The following is a 22,306-nucleotide window of genomic DNA, read 5'->3' on the forward strand; positions in this document are numbered from 1 at the left end:
AAGCAGGGTAAGCGAACTATTTTTCAGCGCCTAATGCTCTCGCTAAGCCTGCGCGTAAACCATTGTCTGATTCGACTGTCCAGCCGTGCAAGTTCTCTTGCACAATGTCAAAAAGCACATCGATGTGTTCTTTATCACTGTTAAGCGCCGCGATGTATTCGTATCGCTCACCTCCGGCTTCCATGAAATACTCGCGATTCTCTTCACCGATTTCCTCGATAGTTTCAAGGCAATCTGCGGAAAAGCCCGGACACATCACTTGAATCGACTTCACCCCTTTGCCGGGTAGCGATTTCAATGTTTCGTCAGTATACGGTGTTAACCACTCCTCTCGACCAAATCGAGATTGAAACGTGGTCATATATTCATCGTGTGATAAACCTAACTTCTCGGCTAATAAACGGGACGTTTTATGGCACTCACAGTGGTAAGGGTCGCCATTCATAAGGTAGCGCTTGGGAATACCGTGGTAAGACAATATTAATTTGTCCGCTTTGCCATGGGCTTCCCAGTGCGCTTTAACCTTATTCGCTAACGCAGTAATAAAATTATCACGGTCGTGATAGTGATTGACAAAGCGTAGTTCTGGCAACCAGCGTCTAGAGGTAAAGTCTTTTGCAATGGCATCGAACGTTGAACCTGTTGTTGACGCGCTGTACTGCGGGTAAAGCGGCAATACAACAAGCTTGCGAACGCCCTTGGCTAACATATCTTCAATAGTCTTACCGATGGCAGGGTTACCGTAGCGCATGGCAAAATCTACAATTACATCATCGCCATACTCAGCCTTACAACGTTGTCCAATAGCGGCCGCTTGTGCTTTGGTGATTGCCAAAAGCGGTGAACCTTCTTCGGTCCACACCGTTGAATAAGCTTCAGCAGAGCGTTTAGGACGGAAATTTAAAATAATACCGTTTAGCACAAACCACCAAATGGCTTTAGGCACTTCGACAACCCGAGGGTCAGAAAGAAACTCTTTTAAATAGGGGCGGAGCGCTTGCTTAGTTGGCGCTTGTGGCGTGCCTAAATTTGTGACCAAGACACCGATTTTATCCGCTTGTCCGTGACTAAAGCCTTTGTTCGATTTGTATTTCATCTATTCATAATCCGAGAAGTACTGCGCTATATACGTATTATACTGAATTACCTTAGTTTATGATCGCAAATGACGCCAAAAAAGTGCGATTGCATCAATAGCTTTTAACCATTAAAAAGCGGTAGCTGTTCAGTTTTAAAGAACAGCTACCGCTTCAGATAAGTCGCGTCTATATCGGGTGTTAACGTACAAAGGTTACTTTATAACCTTTAACCGTCAGCCTAACCTCCCTTTAGGGTTGGTAGTAGGTTGCTGCACCAGGCCCAACAGGCATACCAAGTAGGAACACCCAAATATAGAACAAGATTGTCCAACCTACGATGAATACCATGGAGTAAGGCAACATCATTGCGATTAACGTCCCCATACCCAAGTCTTTCTTATATCTTGCAGCCATAGCGAGTATAAGGCCGAAATAACTCATCATAGGTGCGATAACGTTCGTCACCGAGTCACCTATTCGGTAAGCCGCCTGAATAACTTCTGGCGCATAGCCAATTAGCATAAGCATGGGTACAAAGATGGGTGCCGTTACCGCCCACTGGGCTGAGGCACTGCCTAATGACAAGTTCACTACGCCACACATAAGAATAAACAGAATAAACACTGCTGGGCCATCTAATCCTGCTGCCTGCAGCAAGGCGGCCCCTTTAACCGCTAGTACGGTGCCAAGGTTCGTCCACTTAAAAAACGCAACAAACTGGGCTGCGAAAAATACCAGAGTAATATAGAGGCCCATTGCCCCCATACTTTTTGACATGGCATCGATGACGTCTTTGTCGTTTTTCATCGACTTGGTCACTTTACCGTATACAAACCCAGGAATAGCAAAAGTGATGAAGATGAAAGCCACTATCCCTTTAAGAAAGGGGGAACCGGCCACTTCACCTGTTTCTGGATGACGCAGAATTCCATTTTCGGGCACAACCGTTAACGCCAATATTGCACAAACAATAACAAACGATATGCCTGCCCAACGTAACCCTTTTTTCTCAAGATCTGTAGGTGCATCCATCGATTGCTTGCCTAAATCTATTGAGGCTTCAGCGGGGTCGAACGTGCCAAGTCGGGGCTCGACTACTTTTTCCGTCACCAAAGCCCCCATGGTCGCAACCACAAAAGTACTGATAAACATGAAGTACCAATTTACTTCTGGGCCAACCATGTAATCAGGGTCAATCATGTGCGCCGCTGCTTCGGTAATACCGGATAACAGCGGGTCTACCGTACCTAATAATAAGTTTGCACTATACCCTGCCGATACCCCTGCGAATGCTGCCGCGAGCCCTGCAAGAGGGTGACGCCCTAAAGAGTGGAAGATCATGGCCGCAAGAGGTATAAGCACTACATAGCCAAGCTCGGAAGCCGTATTAGAAATAATACCTGCAAATACCACTGCGAAGGTTACTGCACGCTTTGAGGCGTTCATCACAAGGGCACGCATGGCAGCGGAGAGCAACCCTGAGTGTTCTGCTACCGATACCCCTAGAAGGGCAACGAGTACCGTACCTAAAGGGGCAAAGCCGGTAAAGTTAGTGACTAAGCCAGTTACAATACGCTGTAGCCCTTCGGCGCTCATCAGCGATATAACCTCAATCATACCGTCTTCTTCTCTTCCCTTCGCGCCAACAGGACGAGGGTCAGCCACCGCTAAGTCAAAGTATCCAAGTATCCCACTTAGCACCACAATGAAGAGCGAAAGCAGGGCAAATAAGGTAACTGGATGGGGGAGAAGGTTTCCTAACCATTCTACCGTAGCGAGAAATCGCGAGAATAACCCACCTTGTCCGCCCTTATTATCGGCAGACACTGAATTTGTATTTTCCGTTGTCAAAATCTTCCCTCTGTCGTTTATTGACGTCTACTACATCAAAGCTAACGCTGGGAAGGCATCAACTTTGTACTTAAATAGTGACGTGTTTTAATAGTATTCAGGCGGTATTTTACCCGATTTAGTGAAAATTTGGCAGTGGATAGGGTAAATGAGAGGTTAACTTGCTGTACATTTTCCTATTCGAGCCGCAAAAATAGCGAAAATAAGCGTGAAGATTCATACGTTTAGCTTTCTTTAGCGCACAAAAAAGCCAGTCTAAAAAGACTGGCTTTTGTTACATCAAACCGGCGTTCGGTTAGTTACCTTTAGACTGATTCATGTACTTAAAGAAGTCACTATCAGGCGCAATAACCATAACGTCTTGCTTGCTGTTAAAGCTCTTTTTGTATGCGTCCATACTGCGTAGGAAGCTATAAAAATCGGCGTTTTGAGAATATGCATCAGCATAAATCTGTGCTGCAATTGCATCACCTTCACCGCGTAGCTGTCGCGCATTTCGTTCGGCGTCGGCAAGCATTACGGTTACTTTCGCATCAATGTTTGCCTTGATCACTTCAGCTTGCTCTTGACCTTCTGAGCGGTGCTCACGAGCTACGGCGGCACGCTCTGCGCGCATACGCTGGAAGATCGAGTTGCTCACCTCAGTAGGTAAGTTAATCTGCTTAACGCGTACGTCTACAATTTCAATACCAAGCTCGTCAGACGATGTAGACGCCTGTTCCATTGCTTGGTTCATTAGTGCTGAACGCTCACCAGAAACGATTTGTGCAATAGTACGGGTACCGAACTCTGAACGTAGACCGTTGTTTACTTTTTGTTTAAGTAGCGCTTCAGCCTGCAGCTTGTTACCACCCGTTGATAGGTAGTAACGGGCAAAGTCATCAATGCGCCACTTAACATAAGAGTCTACGATAAGGTCTTTTTTCTCACTTGTTACAAAGCGGTCAGGTGAGCCGTCTAGTGTTTGAATACGCGCATCGAGTACACGTACCGAATCAATAAATGGCAATTTAAAGTGAAGACCTGGTTCAAACACCTTAGTGTCGCCAGTGTCGTCATCTCTTTGAACTTTACCAAACTGAATAACAATAGCTCGCTCGCCTTCTTTAACCGCGAACAGAGAGCCTGATGCGAGTAAAACAAGAAGAACGAATGCTGCAATTAATAAATTCTTCACTGTGCTTATCTCCCCTCTCTGTAGCTATCGCCGCGTAAGCCTGAGGTCGGCGATGAGTTGCGGCTTCTGCCTTCTGCATCAGTCACCGGCGCTTGCAAACCTTCTAGCGTGTTACGAGAACGCGCTTTCGTTGTAGACTGCTGACGCTCCATGATTTTATCTAACGGTAGATACATCATGTTATTGCCGCCTTTGCTGTCCACCATGATTTTGCTGGTGCTGCTTAACACTTCTTCCATCGTTTCAAGATAGATACGCTCACGGGTAACTTGCGGCGCGCGCTCATACTGTGGAAGTAACTCGTTAAAGCGGGCTACTTCACCTTGCGCCTCTAACGTTACCTGCTCTTTATATGCTTGCGCTTCTTCGTTCATGCGATTGACCTGACCACGTGCGCGAGGCTCGATTTCTCTTGCGTAAGCTTCTGCTTCACGAATAAAGCGTTGCTCATCTTCCTGTGCGGCAATGGCGTCATCAAACGCATCTTTTACCTGCTCAGGAGGACGTGCGTCACGGAAGTTCATATCAATAATAGAAACGCCCATGTTATAAGGCTCGATAATCCCCTGAAGCTCTTCCCATACTCGCTGACGAGTCACTTCACGACCGTCTGTTAGTACGTCATCCATCTTCGAGTGACCGACTACATAGCGGATTGCACTGTCTAACGATTGGCTTAGGCTTTGTTCTGGGCTCTCAACGGCAAAGGTCCAACGGTATGGGTCAACAACGCGAAATTGCATTTCCATTTGAACACTTACTACGTTTTCGTCTTCTGTTAGCATTGAACCAGAAGATGATTGGTCGCGGATTGACTGCACGTCAACAGGGATAACTGTATCAACGAAGGTCGGCGCCCAACGAAGGCCGGGTTCTACCTGTTGGTAGTACTCGCCAAAGCGCAGTACAACACCACGCTCTGCTTCACGAATAGTGTAAAAGCCGCTGATAAACCATATCACTACAAGCAAGCCTACTAGAATACCAGCACCGATGCCGCCTAGGCTTTTGCCCGAGCCACCACCGTTACCACCTGACTTTCCAAACTTACCAAATAAGTTTTTAAACACATCGTCTAAATCTGGGGGACCTTGCTCTTTCCCGCCGCGATTCTTCCACGGGTCGTTATTATTGCCACCCGGCTCATTCCAAGCCATGCTGATACTCCATAGATTACTGTTATATTTTTAAATGTCGCATGCTCAATACAGTGATTAGCACTGCTTAATGTCGCACAACATACTCTGATATTCCGTTTTCCAGACGTTTTTCAAGCCTGTTCCAGTCGGCAGCGGGCATTCTTACATCGACTACCCAGTCACCTTGACTGTCGTATTCTTCGCTAGAAATACAGTTTAGTTCGTATAATACGCCGCGCAATCGACTTTGAGCTGGGGGAATCTTTAATGTGTAATTCACCATACTTTTACTCAAACACTCGGTTAAAGCTTGGCTTAACAACTCTGTCCCTTCCCCCGTCTGTGCAGACAACCACACGCGAACGGGCACCCCTTCGTCATTTCTTTCTATACGAGGTTTAACGTCTTCTAGTTTATCAATCTTATTACAGATTAGTAATTGTTGAATATCCCCAGCTTCAATTTCTTCAAGTACGTCGTTTACTTCGTCCATGGTTTCTCGATACTTCGCATCAGCGATATCAACGACATGGAGCAGTAAGTCAGCTTCTTGAGTCTCTTGCAGCGTTGCTTTAAAAGCCGCGACTAAATCGTGAGGAAGGTGTCGGATAAACCCTACCGTGTCGGCCAAAATAGCAGGGCCAACGTCTTTTAACTCGATTTTACGTAACGTGGGATCTAGCGTTGCGAACAGCTGGTCGGCAGCGTAAACGTGAGAGTCGGTAATGGTGTTAAACAGCGTCGATTTACCCGCATTCGTATAGCCAACTAAGGATACCGTTGGAATTTCAGCGCGTTTACGAGAGCGACGACCTTGCTCTCGCTGTTTCTGCACTTTTTCCAAACGACGAAGAATGGCTTTTATACGACCACGAAGTAATCGTCGGTCGGTCTCTAGCTGTGTCTCACCCGGTCCGCGTAGACCTATACCACCTTTTTGACGCTCAAGGTGAGTCCAGCCTCGGATAAGACGCGTTGAGATATGTCTCAACTGGGCTAGTTCAACCTGAAGCTTACCCTCGTGCGTTCGCGCTCTTTGAGCGAAAATATCGAGTATAAGCCCCGTTCTGTCTAACACCCTGCATTTACACACGGCTTCTAAGTTACGCTCCTGGGAGGGAGACAGCGCGTGGTTGAAAATAACAACGTTGGCATCGTGTGCGTTAACTGCCGCTGCTATTTCCTCTGCTTTACCTGAACCAACGAAAAACTTAGCATGAGGAGCGCTGCGCGAAGTAGTAATGACTTCTACCGCGTTCACCCCTGCCGAAGACACAAGCAATTCAAGCTCACTTAAGTCTTCTTTACTGTTCTCGTCGGAAAAATTAACATGAACAAGTACAGCCTGTTCACCGGCTTCATAACGGTCAAACAAGCGCGTTACCTTTTAAATTATTCACCTTTAGTATTTTCAGAATCTCCTGCGCTTGGCATTGTGATAGCGCGTGCTGGAACAACAGTAGAAATTGCGTGCTTATACACCATTTGGCTTACTGTGTTCTTCAGTAGAATAACGAACTGGTCGAATGACTCAACCTGCCCCTGAAGTTTGATACCGTTTACCAGATAAATTGATACTGGTATACGTTCCTTACGCAAAGCGTTTAAGAATGGGTCTTGTAAAGATTGCCCTTTAGCCATTTGATATCCTTAGTTTTTATTATTCGTGATAATAATTACACTACCACTGCACGTCTAAAATATACCACACTCAAACATTTAAAGTGTGACTTTCGCTGTAATTTTAGTCAAATTATCGTTAGCAAATGTGTCTAACCACGTAACCTGCTCCCAGCCCCTTAGCCAAGTCAGCTGGCGCTTTGCGAGTTGTCTTGTGGCGATAATGCCTCTTTCCCGCATTTCTGCGTAACTCAAATGGCCATCTAAATACTGCCACATTTGCCTATACCCTACAGAACGAATAGAAGGTAAATCTTCATGAAGATCACTGCGTTCGTAGAGTTTTACGACTTCTTTCTCGAACCCTTGCTCCAACATCATGTCGAAGCGGGTAGCAATACGGTTGTGCAACACGGCACGGTCTTCGGGCGCGATGGCAAATTGGGCAATGTTGTAAGGGCACTTTTCGCCCTTTTGCTGCTGCCAATAGGTCAACGTTTTGCCGGTGTTTCTATACACTTCAAGCGCTCGAGTAATACGCTGTGGATCGTTAGGGTGAATTCTCTCACCGCTAACCGGGTCTACACTACGCAGTTCGTCGTGTAATTTAGACCAGCCCAAGCGTTGTGCCTGCTGTGTTATTTCATCTCGTATCTTTTCATCTGACTTAGGTAGTGGCGAAATACCATTTATCAAGGCATTGAAGTACATCATTGTACCTCCAGCCAAAATTGGTACCTTGCCACGCGCTAATATATCGCCAATTAAACGATTTGTATCGTTAACAAATTGCGACACTGAATAACTTTCAGCAGGGTCGATAATGTCAATTAAATGATGTACCACTCCTGCGCGCTCTTCGATTGAAGGTTTCGCAGTACCAATGTCCATCCCTTTATACACAAGGGCAGAGTCGACACTGATCACTTCACTTTCAACCTGAGCAGCTATCTCTAGCGCTAAGCCCGTTTTGCCTGATGCCGTGGGGCCCATAATAGCAATCACAGGCAATGCAGAATTTATGCCATCGGACACCTTATTCTCCCCACACATCGAGCACTAAATTCAAGGGGCGCACTTTAGCAAATTGCTCTATAATTTCCCATTGTTTAACTGCGCTTTGCTGATCCAACCAGTACCACAGCGCTTTTGTTACTTCATCGTCTATCAAAGCTTCAGGTAAAGACAATAATTTTAGCGCGCTTTCAAGACTATTAATGGTGTCACCGAACTTCACATTTAGAAGAGATTCAAACCATTTAATCCACGGAAGATGTCGAGTTCCTGCCGGAACCTGCTGTAACCGATATTTTCCCGCAACCTTATTTATTTCAAAATGCGCTTCATTTAGCATCGAAACCAGTTTTTCTTCCACATTATCGAGGGAAACAGCCACTGGCATTAACAAAGGTTGACTGTGCTGTGCTTTTAAAAATAGTTCGCTTAACCAGATATTTACAACTTTCGTCGCACTAATAAGGTAAATTTTTTCTTCTTTTGGGTAAATTCTACACAGTGAGGAGAGATTTACACACTCAAGTATTGATGACTCATTCCCGTCACGGGTCAAATTGTCGCTATTTGGCGTCATCAAAGCATTATAGCTAGACTGATATGCAGCGCTTGGGCCCCTACTTTGTCGCTGAGTTATTCCCCCTGCTCTTACGCCTGAACTCCCAACCCCGCTACTTGCGGTTTTGCCTGACGGTGAATACGATGACGGGTACGCGCTTTGCTCATTAAACGCACGAGTACTACTTTCAGCTTGAGTTTGAAGCGGTCTGATGTAGTCGTGTTCAACTTCATGGGACATAAAGTCACTTTCTAAGTGACGCTTATTATCCATACCTGTCAGGGACGCTTCATCTGTCATCGCATGAAGCGCATCACTGACGGTTTTACAAATGAAGTCATGTACTAACCGCCCTTGCTGGAATCTAACTTCGTGTTTTGCGGGATGAACGTTCACATCGACATCTTTAGGGTCAACGGTTAAGTAGACTACAAAGCTTGGCTGCTCTATAACGGCCCATACGCTCTCGTATGCTTGACGTATAGCGTGCATGATCAGTTTATCCCGCATACCGCGCCCATTAACAAAACTAAACTGGCAGTCATTGCTGCTGCGCAACATCGCTTCATTACCTAACCACGCATCAATTTGAAGACCTTCGTAAGCAGCATGAATGTGCACCGCGTTTTGAATGAACTTTTGCCCAACCACAGCACCGATTCGCGTGGTTAGACTCCCTTCTTTATCAGCGATAAACCGTTTCGCCACTTTGTCGTTATGTTTCAACACAAAAGATACGCTAGGGTAACTTAACGCGATACGTTTAATTACCTCTTCGATGTGCTGAAATTCGGTTTTTTCAGTGCGCAAAAACTTGCGTCTAGCAGGTGTATTATAAAAAAGGTCCGCCACATCAATCGTTGTTCCCACGGGGTGTGCGGCGGGCTGTATATTTACTGCCATCTCACGGCCTTCGCAATACGCTTGCCACGCTTCTGTTTGTGCTTGCGTACGCGATGTAAGCGTTAGCCGGCTTACCGAACTAATACTAGCAAGGGCTTCTCCACGAAAACCCAAAGATAAAATTTGCTCCAAATCATCTAGCGTCGTAATTTTGCTGGTTGCGTGGCGGCTTAGCGCCAGCTGTAGTTCATTTTTCTCGATTCCAGAGCCGTTATCTTTAATACGAATTCGCTTGTGGCCACCTTTCTCAATGTCTATTTCTATCTTTGTTGCGCCAGCGTCTAGGCTATTTTCCAACAGCTCTTTAACCACAGATGCGGGGCGTTCTACTACTTCACCTGCGGCTATTTGGTTGGCTAATTGTGGAGATAAAAGCTGTATAGGCAAAGGGCTACCCTATTGATATTGGCTGAATAGATATATGGTGACTTAAAATGTAATTGCGTAAGCAAAAGGGGGCTTTCCCCTCAACCACGCCCGCGCCAGGCTATGTTCGAGGGATATTTAACACCTGCCCAACACGCACAACATCACTTGAAAGATCGTTTGCAGCTTTTATGCTACTTACCTTTACGTTGTAGCGCTGCGCCAATAAAGAAAGCGACTCTCCGCTTCTTACTTTATGCCGCCTGTTGTTCGATCGTTCTTGAGCCCATAGTGTACCATCAGGCGGAACTTGCTTGAAGTAACGCTTGGTGGCTTTGAACATTGCATTAGCCAAACGCTCGCGATGTTTTGACCAATTTAGGTTCTTTTCTTCTTGAGGATTAGAAATAAAACCAACTTCCACCAATATTGATGGGATATCTGGAGCCGTTAACACAGCGAAGCTAGCAGCTTGGGGCTTTCTTTTGTGAAGGCTCGTCACTTGTTTTAGCTCTTCTACTACCTTATTACCTAAGTCGTGGCTAGTCGCCATACTGTGATCCATTGATAGGCCGAGTATGGTTTCAGTGAGATAACGTTCACTCGACTTATCATTTATGACTTCTGCAGCCCCGCCGAGTAACTCAGAATGGCGTTCGGATTTTTCTAGCCATCGCCCTAATTCGGTATCAGCACGGCGCATTGAAAGCACCCATACCGAACCACCGCGCGGTTGAGGTTGGCTAAACGCATCCGCGTGAATAGAAATAAGCAGGTCCGCTTTTTTCTCTCGCGCTATTTCAGGGCGTCGATTAGGAGAAATATAGTGATCACCGCTTCTCGTCATGATGGCGCGCATTCCACGCTCTTTGTTTATCATGCTTTCAAGCTTTTTCGCTATGCTAAGGGTGATATGTTTCTCGTATGTACCCGCAGGCCCTACTGAGCCCGGATCGTGACCGCCATGGCCAGCATCTATAGCAACAATGATATCCCTATCCCGGGCGCTGCTTGAGTCATCCATAACGACGGTGCCCGTTGACGCCGCACGTGTAGGTGCTTTCGATGAGCCCTTATCGGGTAAATCAACCACAAGCCTGTGACCGAGTGCTCCCTGAGGCGCGACAGCGAATATAGAAGGTTTTGTATTGCGGTTTAGCTCTACCACTACCCTTGCAGATGAAGGTTTTTTCGGCGTTGAATAGCGAAGCTTTTTAATAAGATCGCCGCTATTCGCTACACCTGATAGTTTGGTTGAATTGCTGGTGTTTTTTAAATCAATAACCAGTCGTAGCGGATTTTTAAGCGTGAAATAGCTAAACTCAGGCTCGGCTTTCATATCGAAAACAACGCGAGTATTGTCAGGCGACGGCCATATTCTTACTCCGTCGATGTTATTTTGCGCGCCGTGTGCGAATTGCACCACGAAACACAATAATAATACCGAAACTATACTGCGCACCATAATTAGCCTTTGTATTCTTGTATTGCCGCCCTCGTAAACCCCGGAGCGACTGTTATTTTTAGTTATCTTTTGCGCTATACGCGCTTGCACTGCTGGAGTATCTTTGCACCGTGTACACTTTTAGCGTCCAGACTGAACTGCCTTCCAGATGGAGTAATATTTATACTAATCACTAAGTCAGGCGTTGCCAAGTATTCCCCGCCTTTTTCAGACCATTCGATAAGCGCAATGGCACCAGAACCAAAATAGTCTCTAATACCCATAAACTCGAGCTCTTCAGGGTCGGCTAAGCGATATAGGTCAAAGTGATAAATATTGACGTCATCCAACTCATAAGGTTCAACCAATGTATACGTTGGACTTTTAACGCTGCCTGAATGACCTAAAGATTGAATAAAATAGCGGCTAAACGTGGTTTTACCTGCACCTAAATCGCCATTTAGGTAAATAACGGCGTGAGCCGGGAGTTGACTTGAAACGGCTTGCGCTAAGTCTTTGGCAAGCTGCGCGGTATCGTCTAATTCATTAGCAAAAAAAGAGGTGTGCGGGTAAGACATCAACAATATTCCACAGTAATTGTAAGCCGAAAAACACAGTAGATGCCTGCCCGTTTAAGACAAAACCACGCTAACTAGTGGTTTATTAATGCACGTACTGCGTCAAACAAATCGCTCGCTATCATACCACGTTGACCATAGAGTTGGGCAATATCATCTCCCGCTTTCGCGTGCAGCACTACGCCGTATTTTGCAGCAATATCTGTTTCTACACCTTGAGCGAGCAATGCCCCTAAAATGCCACTTAACACATCTCCACTTCCCGCGGTAGCCATCCCCGGATTACCATGACGGCAAACCCAGGTTTTCTTTTCGTTATCAATAAGCGTACCCGCCCCTTTTAGCACGCAGACGGCGTGGTAACGCTGTGAACACTGCCTTGCATAGTTAAACCGGTCGCTTTCTACGTCATCGATAGAAACACCCAGTAAGCGCGCGGCTTCACCTGAATGAGGGGTAAGGATACTGTCTGACAATGTATAAGCCGTCGACTGCTTACACAGTAAATTTAACGCGTCGGCATCGATAACAACCGGCTTATTTTTGCTTTGACAGTGCTTCATTGTGGTTTCAAAGACGGTTTCAGCCCATTCATCTTGACCTAAACCTGGCCCGATAACCACACAGGTTGCCCACGCGAGCGCATCTTCCAAATTATAGTCAGTCACCATCAACTCGGGGCGCCCTGCACTAACCTGAACGACCGACGATTCATGGGTATACACGCGAACCATACCCGCACCACTTCGCAACGCCGCTTCACTGGCTAGGCGGATAGCGCCTGCTGTACCGCGGTTACCACCAATGCACAATAGTCTTCCGTAGGTTCCCTTGTGGCTATTTATATCGCGCGGCCCCATGCCTTTGAAGTGCTCAATGTTGAGCATGGTTGCACTCGCCTTCGCAAGCGCCTGAAACGCTTTGCCAATACCCAAGTCGGCATAAACCAGCTTGCCGCAAGACTGTTTACCTGCACCTGTGACAAGCCCTGGCTTGATACCTACAAAGGTCACCGTAACATCAGCCTGTACACACCGGCCCAAACTCTGCCCGGTATTAGCATCTAAGCCAGAAGGCACATCCACACTCACAACGGGGGTTGCTGATGCGTTCACCGCATCAATAACATCGGCAAATTCGTTGCGGATATAACTATTGATACCCGTGCCAAGAAGAGCGTCTATCACTACATCCGCTTTTTCTAATAAAGCAGGTTCGAAACCATCAATACTGCCTCCCGAGTCAAGCCAGCGCTGCTGCGCCGTACCGGCATCCCCTTCAAGCGTACGCTGTGGCTCTACCGCACAAAGATGAACTTGCTTACCCGCAAGTTTGGCGTTAATTGCTGCAATATAGCCGTCTCCGGCGTTGTTTCCTTGGCCTACCAATACTAAATAGGTATCCGAATTTGGCATCAGCTCTAAGCATTGCTTAAATACTACGTCCCCTGCCCGTTGCATCAAAGTAAACATATCGCAGCCAGAGTCTGCAGCAGCTTGCGCTTCATTTTCTCTAACCTGATCGGCCCGAAATAGATTGTATGATAAACTTGACGTTAATTGAGTATCTAGCATAAGCAAATGTCCGAAATTAATTCTATCGACCTTCGTGAATTAACCAACAATATCAAGGCTTGGGGTACAGCGCTAGGCTTTCAGCAGGTTGGCATCAGTGATATTGATCTACATCAGCATGAAGCCCACCTTCAAGCCTGGTTAGACAAGGGGTATCACGGTGACATGGCTTATATGGAAAGCCATGGAATGAAGCGTGCTCGGCCCGCTGAGTTAGTGCCTGGCACGTTAAGAGTTATCAGTGTTCGCATGAACTACCTTCCTCCTGATGCGTCGTTCGCTCAACATTTAAAAGCGCCCCACATTGGCTATATTAGCCGCTATGCACTAGGCCGCGATTATCACAAGGTGTTAAGAAAACGATTAAAACAGCTAGGTGAGAAAATTACCGCTTCACTTGCAGATACTCAGTACCGCCCTTTTGTAGATTCCGCCCCCGTACTAGAGCATGCTATCGCTGAAAAAGCCGGTATAGGGTGGACCGGCAAACATAGTCTTACGCTCAATAAAGACGCGGGCTCGTGGTTCTTTCTAGGAGAGCTTTTTATCAATGTGCCGCTCCCTGTGGACTCGCCAATTGAAGAAGGCTGCGGTAGCTGCACAGCCTGTTTAACTATTTGCCCCACTAACGCTATTGTCGAGCCTTACAAGGTAGACGGACGTAAATGTATTTCGTACCTTACTATCGAGTCTGATAAAGACATACCAGAAGAACTCAGACCCTTGATGGGCAACCGCATATACGGCTGTGATGATTGTCAGCTAGTGTGCCCTTGGAATCGGTTTGCTAACATTACCGAAGAGGAAGACTTCCACCCTAGAACAGTGCTTCATGGCCAAAGCTTAAATACATTATTTAGTTGGTCAGAGGAAACCTTTTTACAAAACACCGAAGGCTCACCGATAAGGCGTATAGGCTATCAAAAATGGCAGCGTAATATTGCTGTTGCACTCGGTAACGCGCCTTACAACGAAGAAAGTATTAAGCTGTTAAAAGAAAGACATGGCACGGTGAGTGAGTTGGTAGACAGACACATCGATTGGGCATTGCAGCAACAACAAAAAAAACAGGCGGCCTATGAAGCACAAAACCGACAGCAGCAGCGACTCATTCGAGTGATTGAGAAAGGTTTGCCGAGGGACGCATAATTGACGTATTACGCATCAAAGCTCTACAAGGAAGGCAACCGCTTTAACCGGCCGAAGCGACCTTTTGCTTCAGCTCTGCCTGCATATTTTCTTTGTACTTCAAATTAGCGTTAGGCTGATGCTGAGCGGCAAAAGAAACGTTAAGCTTCAAACCGCGCTGGGCTAATTGAGTAGAGACAATAGGCGAACCGAATTGCCACCATGGCTCTTGCTCAAGAGCTTTGATAACTAAAAAGAGTTCCGTTTCAGAACCATCGTACTCACCGACAACTTCGCAAAGGCCGCCGCGGCACGTTACCGAGTTTAAAACAAAAAGCTCATTGTTTGGGGGGAGGGCAAAAAACGTAGCAAGCGAGCCTTCAGTTTCTGCGTAGAAAGCAGCGGGCGCTTTTGAGGAGGAATCACTTTTCCCTGCTTGCATTGCCTCTCTAGCTTGGCTTTGTGCAAGTTGGCTGTCTTTACTTTTGTCCGCTGCTGTGTTGCCGGTTGTTGTGTTTCCCGTAGCCAGTTTAGCGGCTGGCTTAATAACTTTCAGCTCGCTCGTTTCCGTGGCGCGAGAGCGCGCTAACACTGTGGTTAGTCGCGCCTTATCTGCATTGGATTCGCTAAGTTGATGTTGATAGCCAGAGAATTTATACCCTGCTATTAACGCAAACGCTATTAGCAATATCACAAGCCACGTTTTCATTAAGCTTCCTTTATTACGGTTTGCTTATTTGTGATATTGCTTACTTAATTCGTGAACTGCATTTACGAATACGCCGGCATTCTCAGGCGGAACATCTAAGTGGATGCCGTGTCCTAAGTTAAATACATGACCACTGCCTTCGCCGTAACCCTCTAGAATTGAAGCCACTTCTTGCTCTATTCTTTGAGGCTGTGCATATAACATAGACGGGTCCATATTGCCTTGTAGCGCCACCTTATCACCAATACGTGCACGGGCTTCTTTGATATCGATAGTCCAATCTAAGCCAACTGCATCACAGCCTGTTGCTGCGATAGACTCTAGCCACATGCCACCGTTTTTAGTAAACAGTGTTACTGGCACTTTGCGGCCTTCATTTTCACGAGTTAGACCACTTACAATACGCTCCATATATTGAAGCGAGAATTCTTTGTAATCGCGAGGTGATAAAACGCCACCCCATGTATCAAAGACCATGACCGATTGCGCACCTGCCGCAATTTGTGCGTTAAGGTACTCGGTAACCGAATCGGCGAGCTTTGCTAATAGCGCATGAAGCGTGGCAGGCTCAGCAAAGGCCATCTTTTTAATTTTAGTGAATGCTTTACTAGAGCCACCTTCAATCATGTAGGTTGCGAGCGTCCATGGACTTCCCGAGAACCCGATTAGTGGCACCTCACCTTTCAGTTCGCGACGAATAGTTCTAACCGCGTTCATTACATACTGTAATTCGCCTTCTGGATCTGGAAGACCAATTTTGTCTACATCAGCTTTGCAGGTGATAGGATTCTTAAAGCGCGGGCCTTCACCCGTTTCGAAGTAAAGACCTAGTCCCATGGCATCGGGAATAGTCAAAATATCAGAAAAAAGAATGGCTGCATCAAGGGGAAAACGACGCAAAGGTTGAAGCGTAACTTCACACGCAAGTTCAGCATTTTTACAAAGCGACATGAAATCACCCGCCACCGCGCGAGTTGCTTTGTATTCAGGAAGATAACGCCCAGCTTGTCGCATCATCCATACAGGTGTGACATCTACCGGCTGTTTAAGTAACGCACGTAAATAGCGATCGTTCTTTAACGCGGGTTTATCAACACTGGGGACATTTTGCGACATATAACTCACCTGAATAACTGAAGATAATAGAGCGCCGAAGTATACCAGCATTATCTAAAAGGTGCGCTAAAACCTGTATTAAAAAATCGACGTTTAATCGACAATTCAGCGCAATGCGCCACTACCGTTAGTTCAAGTGTCGATAATTAAAGACGAACATATCTTGAAAAAGACGCTTGCACTTAAAGTAAGTGTTTGCTAATAATAGACACGTTAAAGAAAAGAAGCCCTAAATGGGACCGTGCTAAACGTATTGAAACCCTGCCTCGGCAGGGTTTTTTATTTGTCTGTGATCAGCGACACGGTTTCTGCTATTAACTGCCCGGCAATGGATATCTTCGGTGGAATAGTAGGAAGATCGTTGATATCAAACCACTGTGCATCGTCTATCTCGTTTTCCTGACAACGAATCTCCCCCCTTTCATATTCAGCAATAAAGCCTACCATCAAAGAGTGTGGGAACGGCCACGGCTGACTGCTGTAGTAACGCAGGTTTTTAACCTCTACGCCTACTTCTTCAAACACTTCCCGATGTACCGCTTGCTCAAGACTCTCTCCACTTTCAACGAAGCCAGCTAAGGTTGAGTACATATTAGACTCGCGGTGGCGAACGCCTTTGGCCAAAAGAATTTTCTCATTATTGTGAATAGAAACAATAATACACGGCGATACTCTCGGATAGCTGCGATGCTGGCAGCGGTGACAGTGCATGGCCATTTCCCAATCAACTCGTTCTGTTTTTGCGCCGCATTGACCGCAAAATTGATGGGTACGCAGAAAGTGAATGTACTGCCAAGCTCTACCAATTACCGAAAAAGCATTTTCGTAATCTGCAAAAAGAAGCTGTCGCAACGACACGCGCTCCCAGCCAGGCTCTTCAATATGCTCGGCCCCTAAATCAACGACAAAAACAGGCATATCACGCTGCGCGGTCTCATTAAGCGGCGGCAACTGATGAATATCATCTATATAAGAAGCAAGAAAAGGAATTTCACTTAAATAGGCGACAGGAATAGACTCAGATGATTCTTGGATCACGATTTTACCGCGACTAAATACCACCCACATAGCTTGCTGTGAGGTTAATTTCATTTCATCTAACTTTATCATCATTGCACAATACTCCTGTCTTCTTGCGAACCATAGTACACTATATACGCACAGTCTTGGTCTGCAACGCCGTGTTTTAACAACGAACTTTTTCGCGCAAAATTTGTGTCACTAGTGCACAGTGTTATACTGAAGCTTATTGTCGCTAAACAGGTAGCACATCGAAATGTTGCAACAGTTAGAAAGCGTTAAATCCAGATGGGGTGGAAAAAGCCAAGTAGTTGACCGCTGGTTGATGGACAGACAGGCATTATTGGTCTCGTTCTGTGAACTAGCTGGCATCAACAAGCAGAGCGAATCTTTACCCGATGCCGATGAGATTGCTAATTTTTGCAGCGCACTACTCGATTATCTGTCTGCAGGGCACTTTGAAGTTTTCGATATTCTCGTAGAAGACGACGACGAAGGCCTTGATTTAAAAGATAAGCTTTACCCCAAATTGACAAAAACCACCGACGCAGCACTCGCATTTAATGATACGTTTGCGCAAGCAGTAACACCTGAGCAGGCCGCTGGGTTTGACGCTGCATTAGCTCAGCTCGGTGAAACATTAGAAGAGCGCTTTGCCTTGGAAGATGAGTTAATTGCTCATGTACACACAAATAAACGTGATCCAGAAGTAACGCTTTAATATAACAATGAAAGTCGAGTTTACGGTTATTATCAATGAACAAAACCACACTTATTCATAAGGCACGAGCGTACTGCGAACAACGCGGCGCCAGATTTACTCCGCTTCGAGAGAAAGTATACGAAATTCTTGTTTCAAAGCACGGCCCCATGGGTGCTTATGAACTTCTCGACTCTTTAAAAGAAACAGAATCTAGTGCCAAACCAGCGACAGTCTATCGCGCCCTCGACTTCCTACTCGACTTTGGGTTTATTCATCGGCTGGAGTCTACTAACGCTTTTGTAGCCTGCTACCATTTTGGTTGTAACCACCCCGTTCAGTTCTTAATTTGTGATAGCTGCGGCGACGTAGCTGAGATACAGTCTGAAGGATTACAAGACACACTAGAGAGTCAAGCTCAGCAGCATGGCTTCAAAGTATCGAAACAAACTATTGAGGCCCATGGATTGTGCGCCGATTGTCAACAAACGGAAGATCACGCTGCCCAGGAGAGTGTAAATGAATGCTGATTTTGTGAACCCGTTTATTGGTGGGCTGTTAAATGTGCTTGAAACCATGGCACAAACCAAGCTAACGCCGGGAAAGCCGAAACGTAAGCAGAGCGATATTGCCAAAGGCGATGTCTCTGGCTTGATTGGCATGGTAGGTCCTGACGTACGGGGCTCAATGTCTATTACTTTTGATGAGTCGCTAGCCCTTACCATTATGGAAAGAATGGTAGGAGAACGCCCTGAGAAACTCGACGCAGAAGTGGGCGATATGGTGGGCGAGGTCACCAACATGATTTGCGGTAACGCAAAACGGGACCTTGCTGAACGCGGTTATGAGTTCGGCATGGCCACGCCTATTGTCGTGTCGGGAAAGCAACACACGATAAGCCACCAAGTAGACGGTGCAAAAATTATTCTGCCTTTCATGTGCGATGAAGGGCTCGCGCACTTGGAAATCTGTTTTGATAAATAATTTCTGGCAGTCTGAAAAAATTACACTCGACAGCTATCCCAGAGGTTTCCACTTAATCACACAACAAGTGGAAGCCGCGCTACCTGGTATTCGTCGTGTGGAAGTTGGGCTTTTACATTTATTTCTTCAGCACACCAGTGCGAGCTTAACCATTAATGAAAATGCCGACCCTACTGTTCGACAAGATATGGAGGCTTTCTTCAACCATAGTGTAAAGGAAGAGCTTTCTTTTTTCAGGCATACTTATGAAGGTAAAGATGATATGCCAGCTCACCTAAAATCGAGTATACTAGGGTGTCAGCTTACTATTCCTGTCCAACAAGGCGCACTTGCGCTTGGCACATGGCAGGGTATCATGCTCGGTGAACACCGAGATCATGGTGGAAGACGAACAATTATTGCCACATTACAAGGGATCGCAGCCTAACCCATATTATAAATGGCATAGTTTGTGCTAACATTTCACGTTAAGCACGATATAAAATTATCAAAAATCGATAATCACTCAACGTTAAACAGGATGTGACTATGAAACGACACTTTAAAATGGCAGCGCTATCTCTTGCTGTGCTTTCTTCAACCAGTGCGTTCGCACAAGATTCTTCTGAGCCAGAGTACAAAAACTGGTTTGGTCTATCTGGCATGTACTACAACACTGACGACTCTCGTCCACTTTCTTTAACTGAAGACGGTGTTTATGATGACGGTCGCGGCGTAGCTTTTGAATACGGTTTCCGTTTCACTCAAAGCTGGGCAGCACGTGTTGAATTTACAGCACTTGATCTTGACTACGTAGGCGGCGGCGACGAAAGCGGTGAAATGGTTGGCGTAGATGCGCTATATTTCATGCCTGACGACGCATGGTTCGTATTTGGTGGTGTTAAACGCCAAGCAGTAGGTGAGTCAACAACACTAGGTAACATTGGTATCGGTAAACACTGGGACATACATGAAGATGTTAAGCTAGTAACTGAAATCGCGGCTTACCACGACTTTGGTGAAGACTACAACGACTACAGCATCAAGTTAGGTATTGCAGTACCATTCGGTAAATCAACGCCTTCAGCGCCTAAAGACAGCGACAACGATGGTGTTGTAGACGGTAAAGACCAGTGCCCAATGACACCAGCAGGTGTTCGTGTTGATGCAACTGGCTGTAGCGTAGACAATGACAACGATGGTGTACTAAACAGTGTTGACCAATGTCCTAATACACCTGCAGGCACTAAAGTAGACGCTACTGGCTGTGCAATTAAAGATGCAGACAACGATGGCGTTGTAGATAGCAAAGACATGTGCCCAGATACTGCTGCTGGTGTTAAAGTAGACGCTAAAGGCTGTACAGTATTTGACGAAGAGACAGTAGAAATTACACTACGCGTTCTTTTCGACAACGAAAGTGCTGTTGTTAAAATGCCTAAAGATCCAGAAATTTCAGAATTTGCTGAGTTCATGAAGCAGTATCCTTCAACCACTGCGGTAATTGAAGGTCACACTTCTGCACCAGGTTCTGAAGCATACAACATGGACCTTTCTGACCGTCGTGCTGCTAACTTCAAAGAAGTAATGGTAGACATGTATGGTATCGATTCTTCTCGCTTAGATACAATCGGTTACGGCGAAACTCGTCTTCTTGACGAAGGTAACAACGCCGAAGCTCATCGTGTAAACCGTCGCATTTCAGTGACAGTTAAAGACACGGTTAAAGTACCTGAAGAGAAATAATTCATTTGATATGAATTGAGAAAGGCGCCGAACGGCGCCTTTTTTGTGTCTGTATTTTTTGACTAGCGGTATCAGTACTGCGACGGACAAACCTTACTTATTACATGTGATTTGCTAGCTAACATAGAGACTAACCGCTAGAGAGAAAAGGTTAGTAGTCGTCGGCTATCGCGGGACCCGCGTAGTTATCAAAGCGTGAAAACTGGCCTTGGAAGGTTAAGCGACAAGTACCGATAGGGCCGTTACGCTGTTTACCGATAATAATTTCCGCAATGCCTTTATATTCACTGTTTTCGTGATATACCTCATCACGGTAGATAAACATAATAAGGTCGGCATCCTGCTCAATTGAACCGGATTCACGAAGGTCAGAGTTAACTGGGCGTTTATCGGCACGTTGCTCTAGCGTACGGTTAAGCTGAGAAAGTGCCACAACCGGCACTTCTAGCTCTTTAGCCAGTGCTTTCAGTGAGCGTGAAATCTCCGCAATTTCTAGCGTACGGTTATCGCTAAGAGAAGGCACACGCATTAACTGAAGGTAATCCACCATGATAAGACTAATACCACCGCGCTCTCGTGCGAGTTTACGGGCTCGGCTTCGCACATCCATAGGCGTTAGGCCGGAAGAATCATCGACAAATAAACTATCTTTGTCTTTTAGCATCGCCATGGTATTAGAAATGCGGGCCCAGTCTTCGTCATCCAACTGAGCGGTACGAATTTTGGTTTGATCGACGCGGCTTAATGAAGCCAACATACGCATCATGATTTGTTCCGAGGGCATCTCCAGACTGAAAACAAGTACCGGCTTTTCTTCTGCCATCATCGCGTTTTCAATCAAGTTCATGGCGAACGTTGTTTTACCCATCGATGGACGGGCCGCTACAATGATTAGGTCCGATGGCTGCATACCACTGGTCATTTTATCCAAGTCAGTAAAGCCCGTTGTTACACCGGTAACCTCTTTATTGGTTTTAACTAACTCTTCAAGACGATCAATTGTCTTTCCTAGCACAGACTCGACGTCTCGAGGGCCTTCGTTCTCACCGGTTCGACGCTCGGCAATTTCAAAGACTTTACTTTCAGCAAGGTCGAGTATATCGGCACTATCCCTGCCTTCTGGGTTATACCCTACTTCAGCAATTTCATGGGCTACACCAATAAGCTCGCGAGTAATAGCGCGTTCGCTAATAATTTGCGCGTACGACACCACGTTTGCAGAGCTTGGGGTATTTTTCGCGAGTTCGCCTAGATAAGCAAAGCCACCAGCATCTTCAAGCTCGTCATGCTTTTCAAGCTCTTCAGACACGGTAATAAGGTCTATAGGCTGGCTACTGTTAAGTAAGCGAGTGATAGCCCGGAAGATAATTTGGTGTGAACGATTGTAAAAATCGTTATCGGTAACGAGCTCGGCAACCTTATCCCAGCTTTCTGGGTCGATGAGCATACTGCCTAAAACGGACTGCTCAGCCTCTATACTATGAGGTGGAACCTTCAATTTTTCGACATTATTGTCGTTTTTAGACGCAGACGCCACAAGCGAAACCTATACCAATGCACAAAAGTCAGTTGGATATTATGCGCTTTTAACGCTGATCTCTCAACAAAGGAAGCGGGTCT

Annotated in this window: 21 protein-coding genes; 6 read left to right on the forward strand and 15 right to left on the reverse strand. The window is 46.1% G+C overall.

Annotation, left to right across the window (positions count from 1 at the left end; all coding sequences use genetic code 11):
* Nucleotides 1-16: 16 nt before the first annotated feature.
* The 11 genes from hemH to MADE_RS18265 form a co-directional block, all read right to left on the reverse strand.
* Nucleotides 17-1,096: a ferrochelatase gene (hemH, locus tag MADE_RS18215; protein WP_023559963.1), complete on the reverse strand. Its 1,080-nt coding sequence runs from the start codon at nt 1,094-1,096 to the stop codon at nt 17-19.
* Between the two features lie 232 nt (nt 1,097-1,328).
* Nucleotides 1,329-2,930, reverse strand: coding sequence for an AbgT family transporter (locus tag MADE_RS18220; RefSeq protein ID WP_015068347.1), 1,602 nt, complete (start codon nt 2,928-2,930; stop codon nt 1,329-1,331).
* A 295-nt stretch (nt 2,931-3,225) separates the two neighbouring features.
* Nucleotides 3,226-4,107 (reverse strand): protease modulator HflC, encoded by an 882-nt coding sequence (gene hflC, locus MADE_RS18225; protein WP_015068348.1) that lies wholly within the window; start codon nt 4,105-4,107, stop codon nt 3,226-3,228.
* Nucleotides 4,108-4,112: 5 nt separating this feature from the next.
* Nucleotides 4,113-5,264, reverse strand: a complete 1,152-nt coding sequence (gene hflK / locus MADE_RS18230; protein WP_020744468.1) for an FtsH protease activity modulator HflK — start codon at nt 5,262-5,264, stop codon at nt 4,113-4,115.
* A gap of 67 nt (nt 5,265-5,331) precedes the next feature.
* Nucleotides 5,332-6,621: a ribosome rescue GTPase HflX gene (hflX, locus tag MADE_RS18235; RefSeq protein WP_015068350.1), complete on the reverse strand. Its 1,290-nt coding sequence runs from the start codon at nt 6,619-6,621 to the stop codon at nt 5,332-5,334.
* A gap of 17 nt (nt 6,622-6,638) precedes the next feature.
* Nucleotides 6,639-6,887: an RNA chaperone Hfq gene (gene hfq, locus MADE_RS18240; RefSeq protein ID WP_014951092.1), complete on the reverse strand. Its 249-nt coding sequence runs from the start codon at nt 6,885-6,887 to the stop codon at nt 6,639-6,641.
* Nucleotides 6,888-6,965: 78 nt separating this feature from the next.
* Nucleotides 6,966-7,919 carry a tRNA (adenosine(37)-N6)-dimethylallyltransferase MiaA gene (gene miaA / locus MADE_RS18245; RefSeq protein ID WP_023559964.1) on the reverse strand — a complete coding sequence of 318 codons (954 nt, stop codon included), beginning with the start codon at nt 7,917-7,919 and terminating at the stop codon, nt 6,966-6,968.
* Nucleotides 7,903-9,729: a DNA mismatch repair endonuclease MutL gene (gene mutL, locus MADE_RS18250; protein ID WP_023559965.1), complete on the reverse strand. Its 1,827-nt coding sequence runs from the start codon at nt 9,727-9,729 to the stop codon at nt 7,903-7,905. Before mutL ends, miaA begins: the two co-directional genes overlap by 17 nt.
* 100 nt (nt 9,730-9,829) lie before the next feature.
* Entirely contained in the window at nt 9,830-11,173 is a 1,344-nt protein-coding gene (locus tag MADE_RS18255) for an N-acetylmuramoyl-L-alanine amidase (RefSeq protein ID WP_041703639.1), read from the reverse strand.
* Nucleotides 11,174-11,247: 74 nt separating this feature from the next.
* Entirely contained in the window at nt 11,248-11,730 is a 483-nt protein-coding gene (gene tsaE / locus MADE_RS18260) for a tRNA (adenosine(37)-N6)-threonylcarbamoyltransferase complex ATPase subunit type 1 TsaE (protein ID WP_015068354.1), read from the reverse strand.
* Nucleotides 11,731-11,804: 74 nt separating this feature from the next.
* The gene (locus MADE_RS18265) at nt 11,805-13,304 is read right to left on the reverse strand and encodes a bifunctional ADP-dependent NAD(P)H-hydrate dehydratase/NAD(P)H-hydrate epimerase (RefSeq protein WP_020744471.1); all 1,500 of its coding nucleotides are present in this window, start codon (nt 13,302-13,304) and stop codon (nt 11,805-11,807) included.
* 6 nt (nt 13,305-13,310) lie between these two features.
* Between MADE_RS18265 and queG the strand changes: the two genes are divergently transcribed.
* Nucleotides 13,311-14,453: a tRNA epoxyqueuosine(34) reductase QueG gene (queG, locus tag MADE_RS18270; RefSeq protein ID WP_015068356.1), complete on the forward strand. Its 1,143-nt coding sequence runs from the start codon at nt 13,311-13,313 to the stop codon at nt 14,451-14,453.
* 43 nt (nt 14,454-14,496) lie between these two features.
* Here queG and MADE_RS18275 read toward each other — a convergent pair whose 3' ends face one another.
* The 3 genes from MADE_RS18275 to nudC all read right to left on the reverse strand — a co-directional run bounded on the left by MADE_RS18275 (nt 14,497) and on the right by nudC (nt 17,370).
* Complete coding sequence (locus MADE_RS18275) at nt 14,497-15,141, reverse strand: hypothetical protein (protein WP_023559966.1); 645 nt, start codon at nt 15,139-15,141, stop codon at nt 14,497-14,499.
* Nucleotides 15,142-15,165: 24 nt separating this feature from the next.
* Nucleotides 15,166-16,257, reverse strand: coding sequence for a uroporphyrinogen decarboxylase (gene hemE, locus MADE_RS18280; protein ID WP_015068358.1), 1,092 nt, complete (start codon nt 16,255-16,257; stop codon nt 15,166-15,168).
* A gap of 279 nt (nt 16,258-16,536) precedes the next feature.
* A complete protein-coding gene (gene nudC, locus MADE_RS18285; RefSeq protein ID WP_015068359.1) occupies nt 16,537-17,370 on the reverse strand; it encodes an NAD(+) diphosphatase in 834 nt (277 codons plus the stop codon).
* Between the two features lie 163 nt (nt 17,371-17,533).
* Between nudC and MADE_RS18290 the strand changes: the two genes are divergently transcribed.
* The 5 genes from MADE_RS18290 to MADE_RS18310 all read left to right on the forward strand — a co-directional run bounded on the left by MADE_RS18290 (nt 17,534) and on the right by MADE_RS18310 (nt 20,686).
* Nucleotides 17,534-17,998 carry an Rsd/AlgQ family anti-sigma factor gene (locus MADE_RS18290; protein ID WP_015068360.1) on the forward strand — a complete coding sequence of 155 codons (465 nt, stop codon included), beginning with the start codon at nt 17,534-17,536 and terminating at the stop codon, nt 17,996-17,998.
* A 35-nt stretch (nt 17,999-18,033) separates the two neighbouring features.
* Entirely contained in the window at nt 18,034-18,507 is a 474-nt protein-coding gene (locus MADE_RS18295; RefSeq protein ID WP_015068361.1) for a transcriptional repressor, read from the forward strand.
* A complete protein-coding gene (locus MADE_RS18300) occupies nt 18,497-18,961 on the forward strand; it encodes a chemotaxis protein CheX (protein ID WP_015068362.1) in 465 nt (154 codons plus the stop codon). The genes MADE_RS18295 and MADE_RS18300 overlap by 11 nt, the downstream gene beginning before the upstream one ends.
* Nucleotides 18,951-19,388, forward strand: coding sequence for a secondary thiamine-phosphate synthase enzyme YjbQ (locus tag MADE_RS18305; RefSeq protein ID WP_015068363.1), 438 nt, complete (start codon nt 18,951-18,953; stop codon nt 19,386-19,388). Before MADE_RS18300 ends, MADE_RS18305 begins: the two co-directional genes overlap by 11 nt.
* Before the next feature lie 101 nt (nt 19,389-19,489).
* Complete coding sequence (locus MADE_RS18310) at nt 19,490-20,686, forward strand: OmpA family protein (protein ID WP_020744472.1); 1,197 nt, start codon at nt 19,490-19,492, stop codon at nt 20,684-20,686.
* Nucleotides 20,687-20,837: 151 nt separating this feature from the next.
* Here the strand turns inward: MADE_RS18310 and dnaB are convergent, their stop codons facing one another.
* The gene (gene dnaB, locus MADE_RS18315) at nt 20,838-22,223 is read right to left on the reverse strand and encodes a replicative DNA helicase (protein ID WP_015068365.1); all 1,386 of its coding nucleotides are present in this window, start codon (nt 22,221-22,223) and stop codon (nt 20,838-20,840) included.
* Nucleotides 22,224-22,306: the final 83 nt, after the last annotated feature.

This window comes from Alteromonas mediterranea DE (assembly GCF_000020585.3).
GTDB classification, from domain to species: Bacteria; Pseudomonadota; Gammaproteobacteria; order Enterobacterales; family Alteromonadaceae; genus Alteromonas; species Alteromonas mediterranea.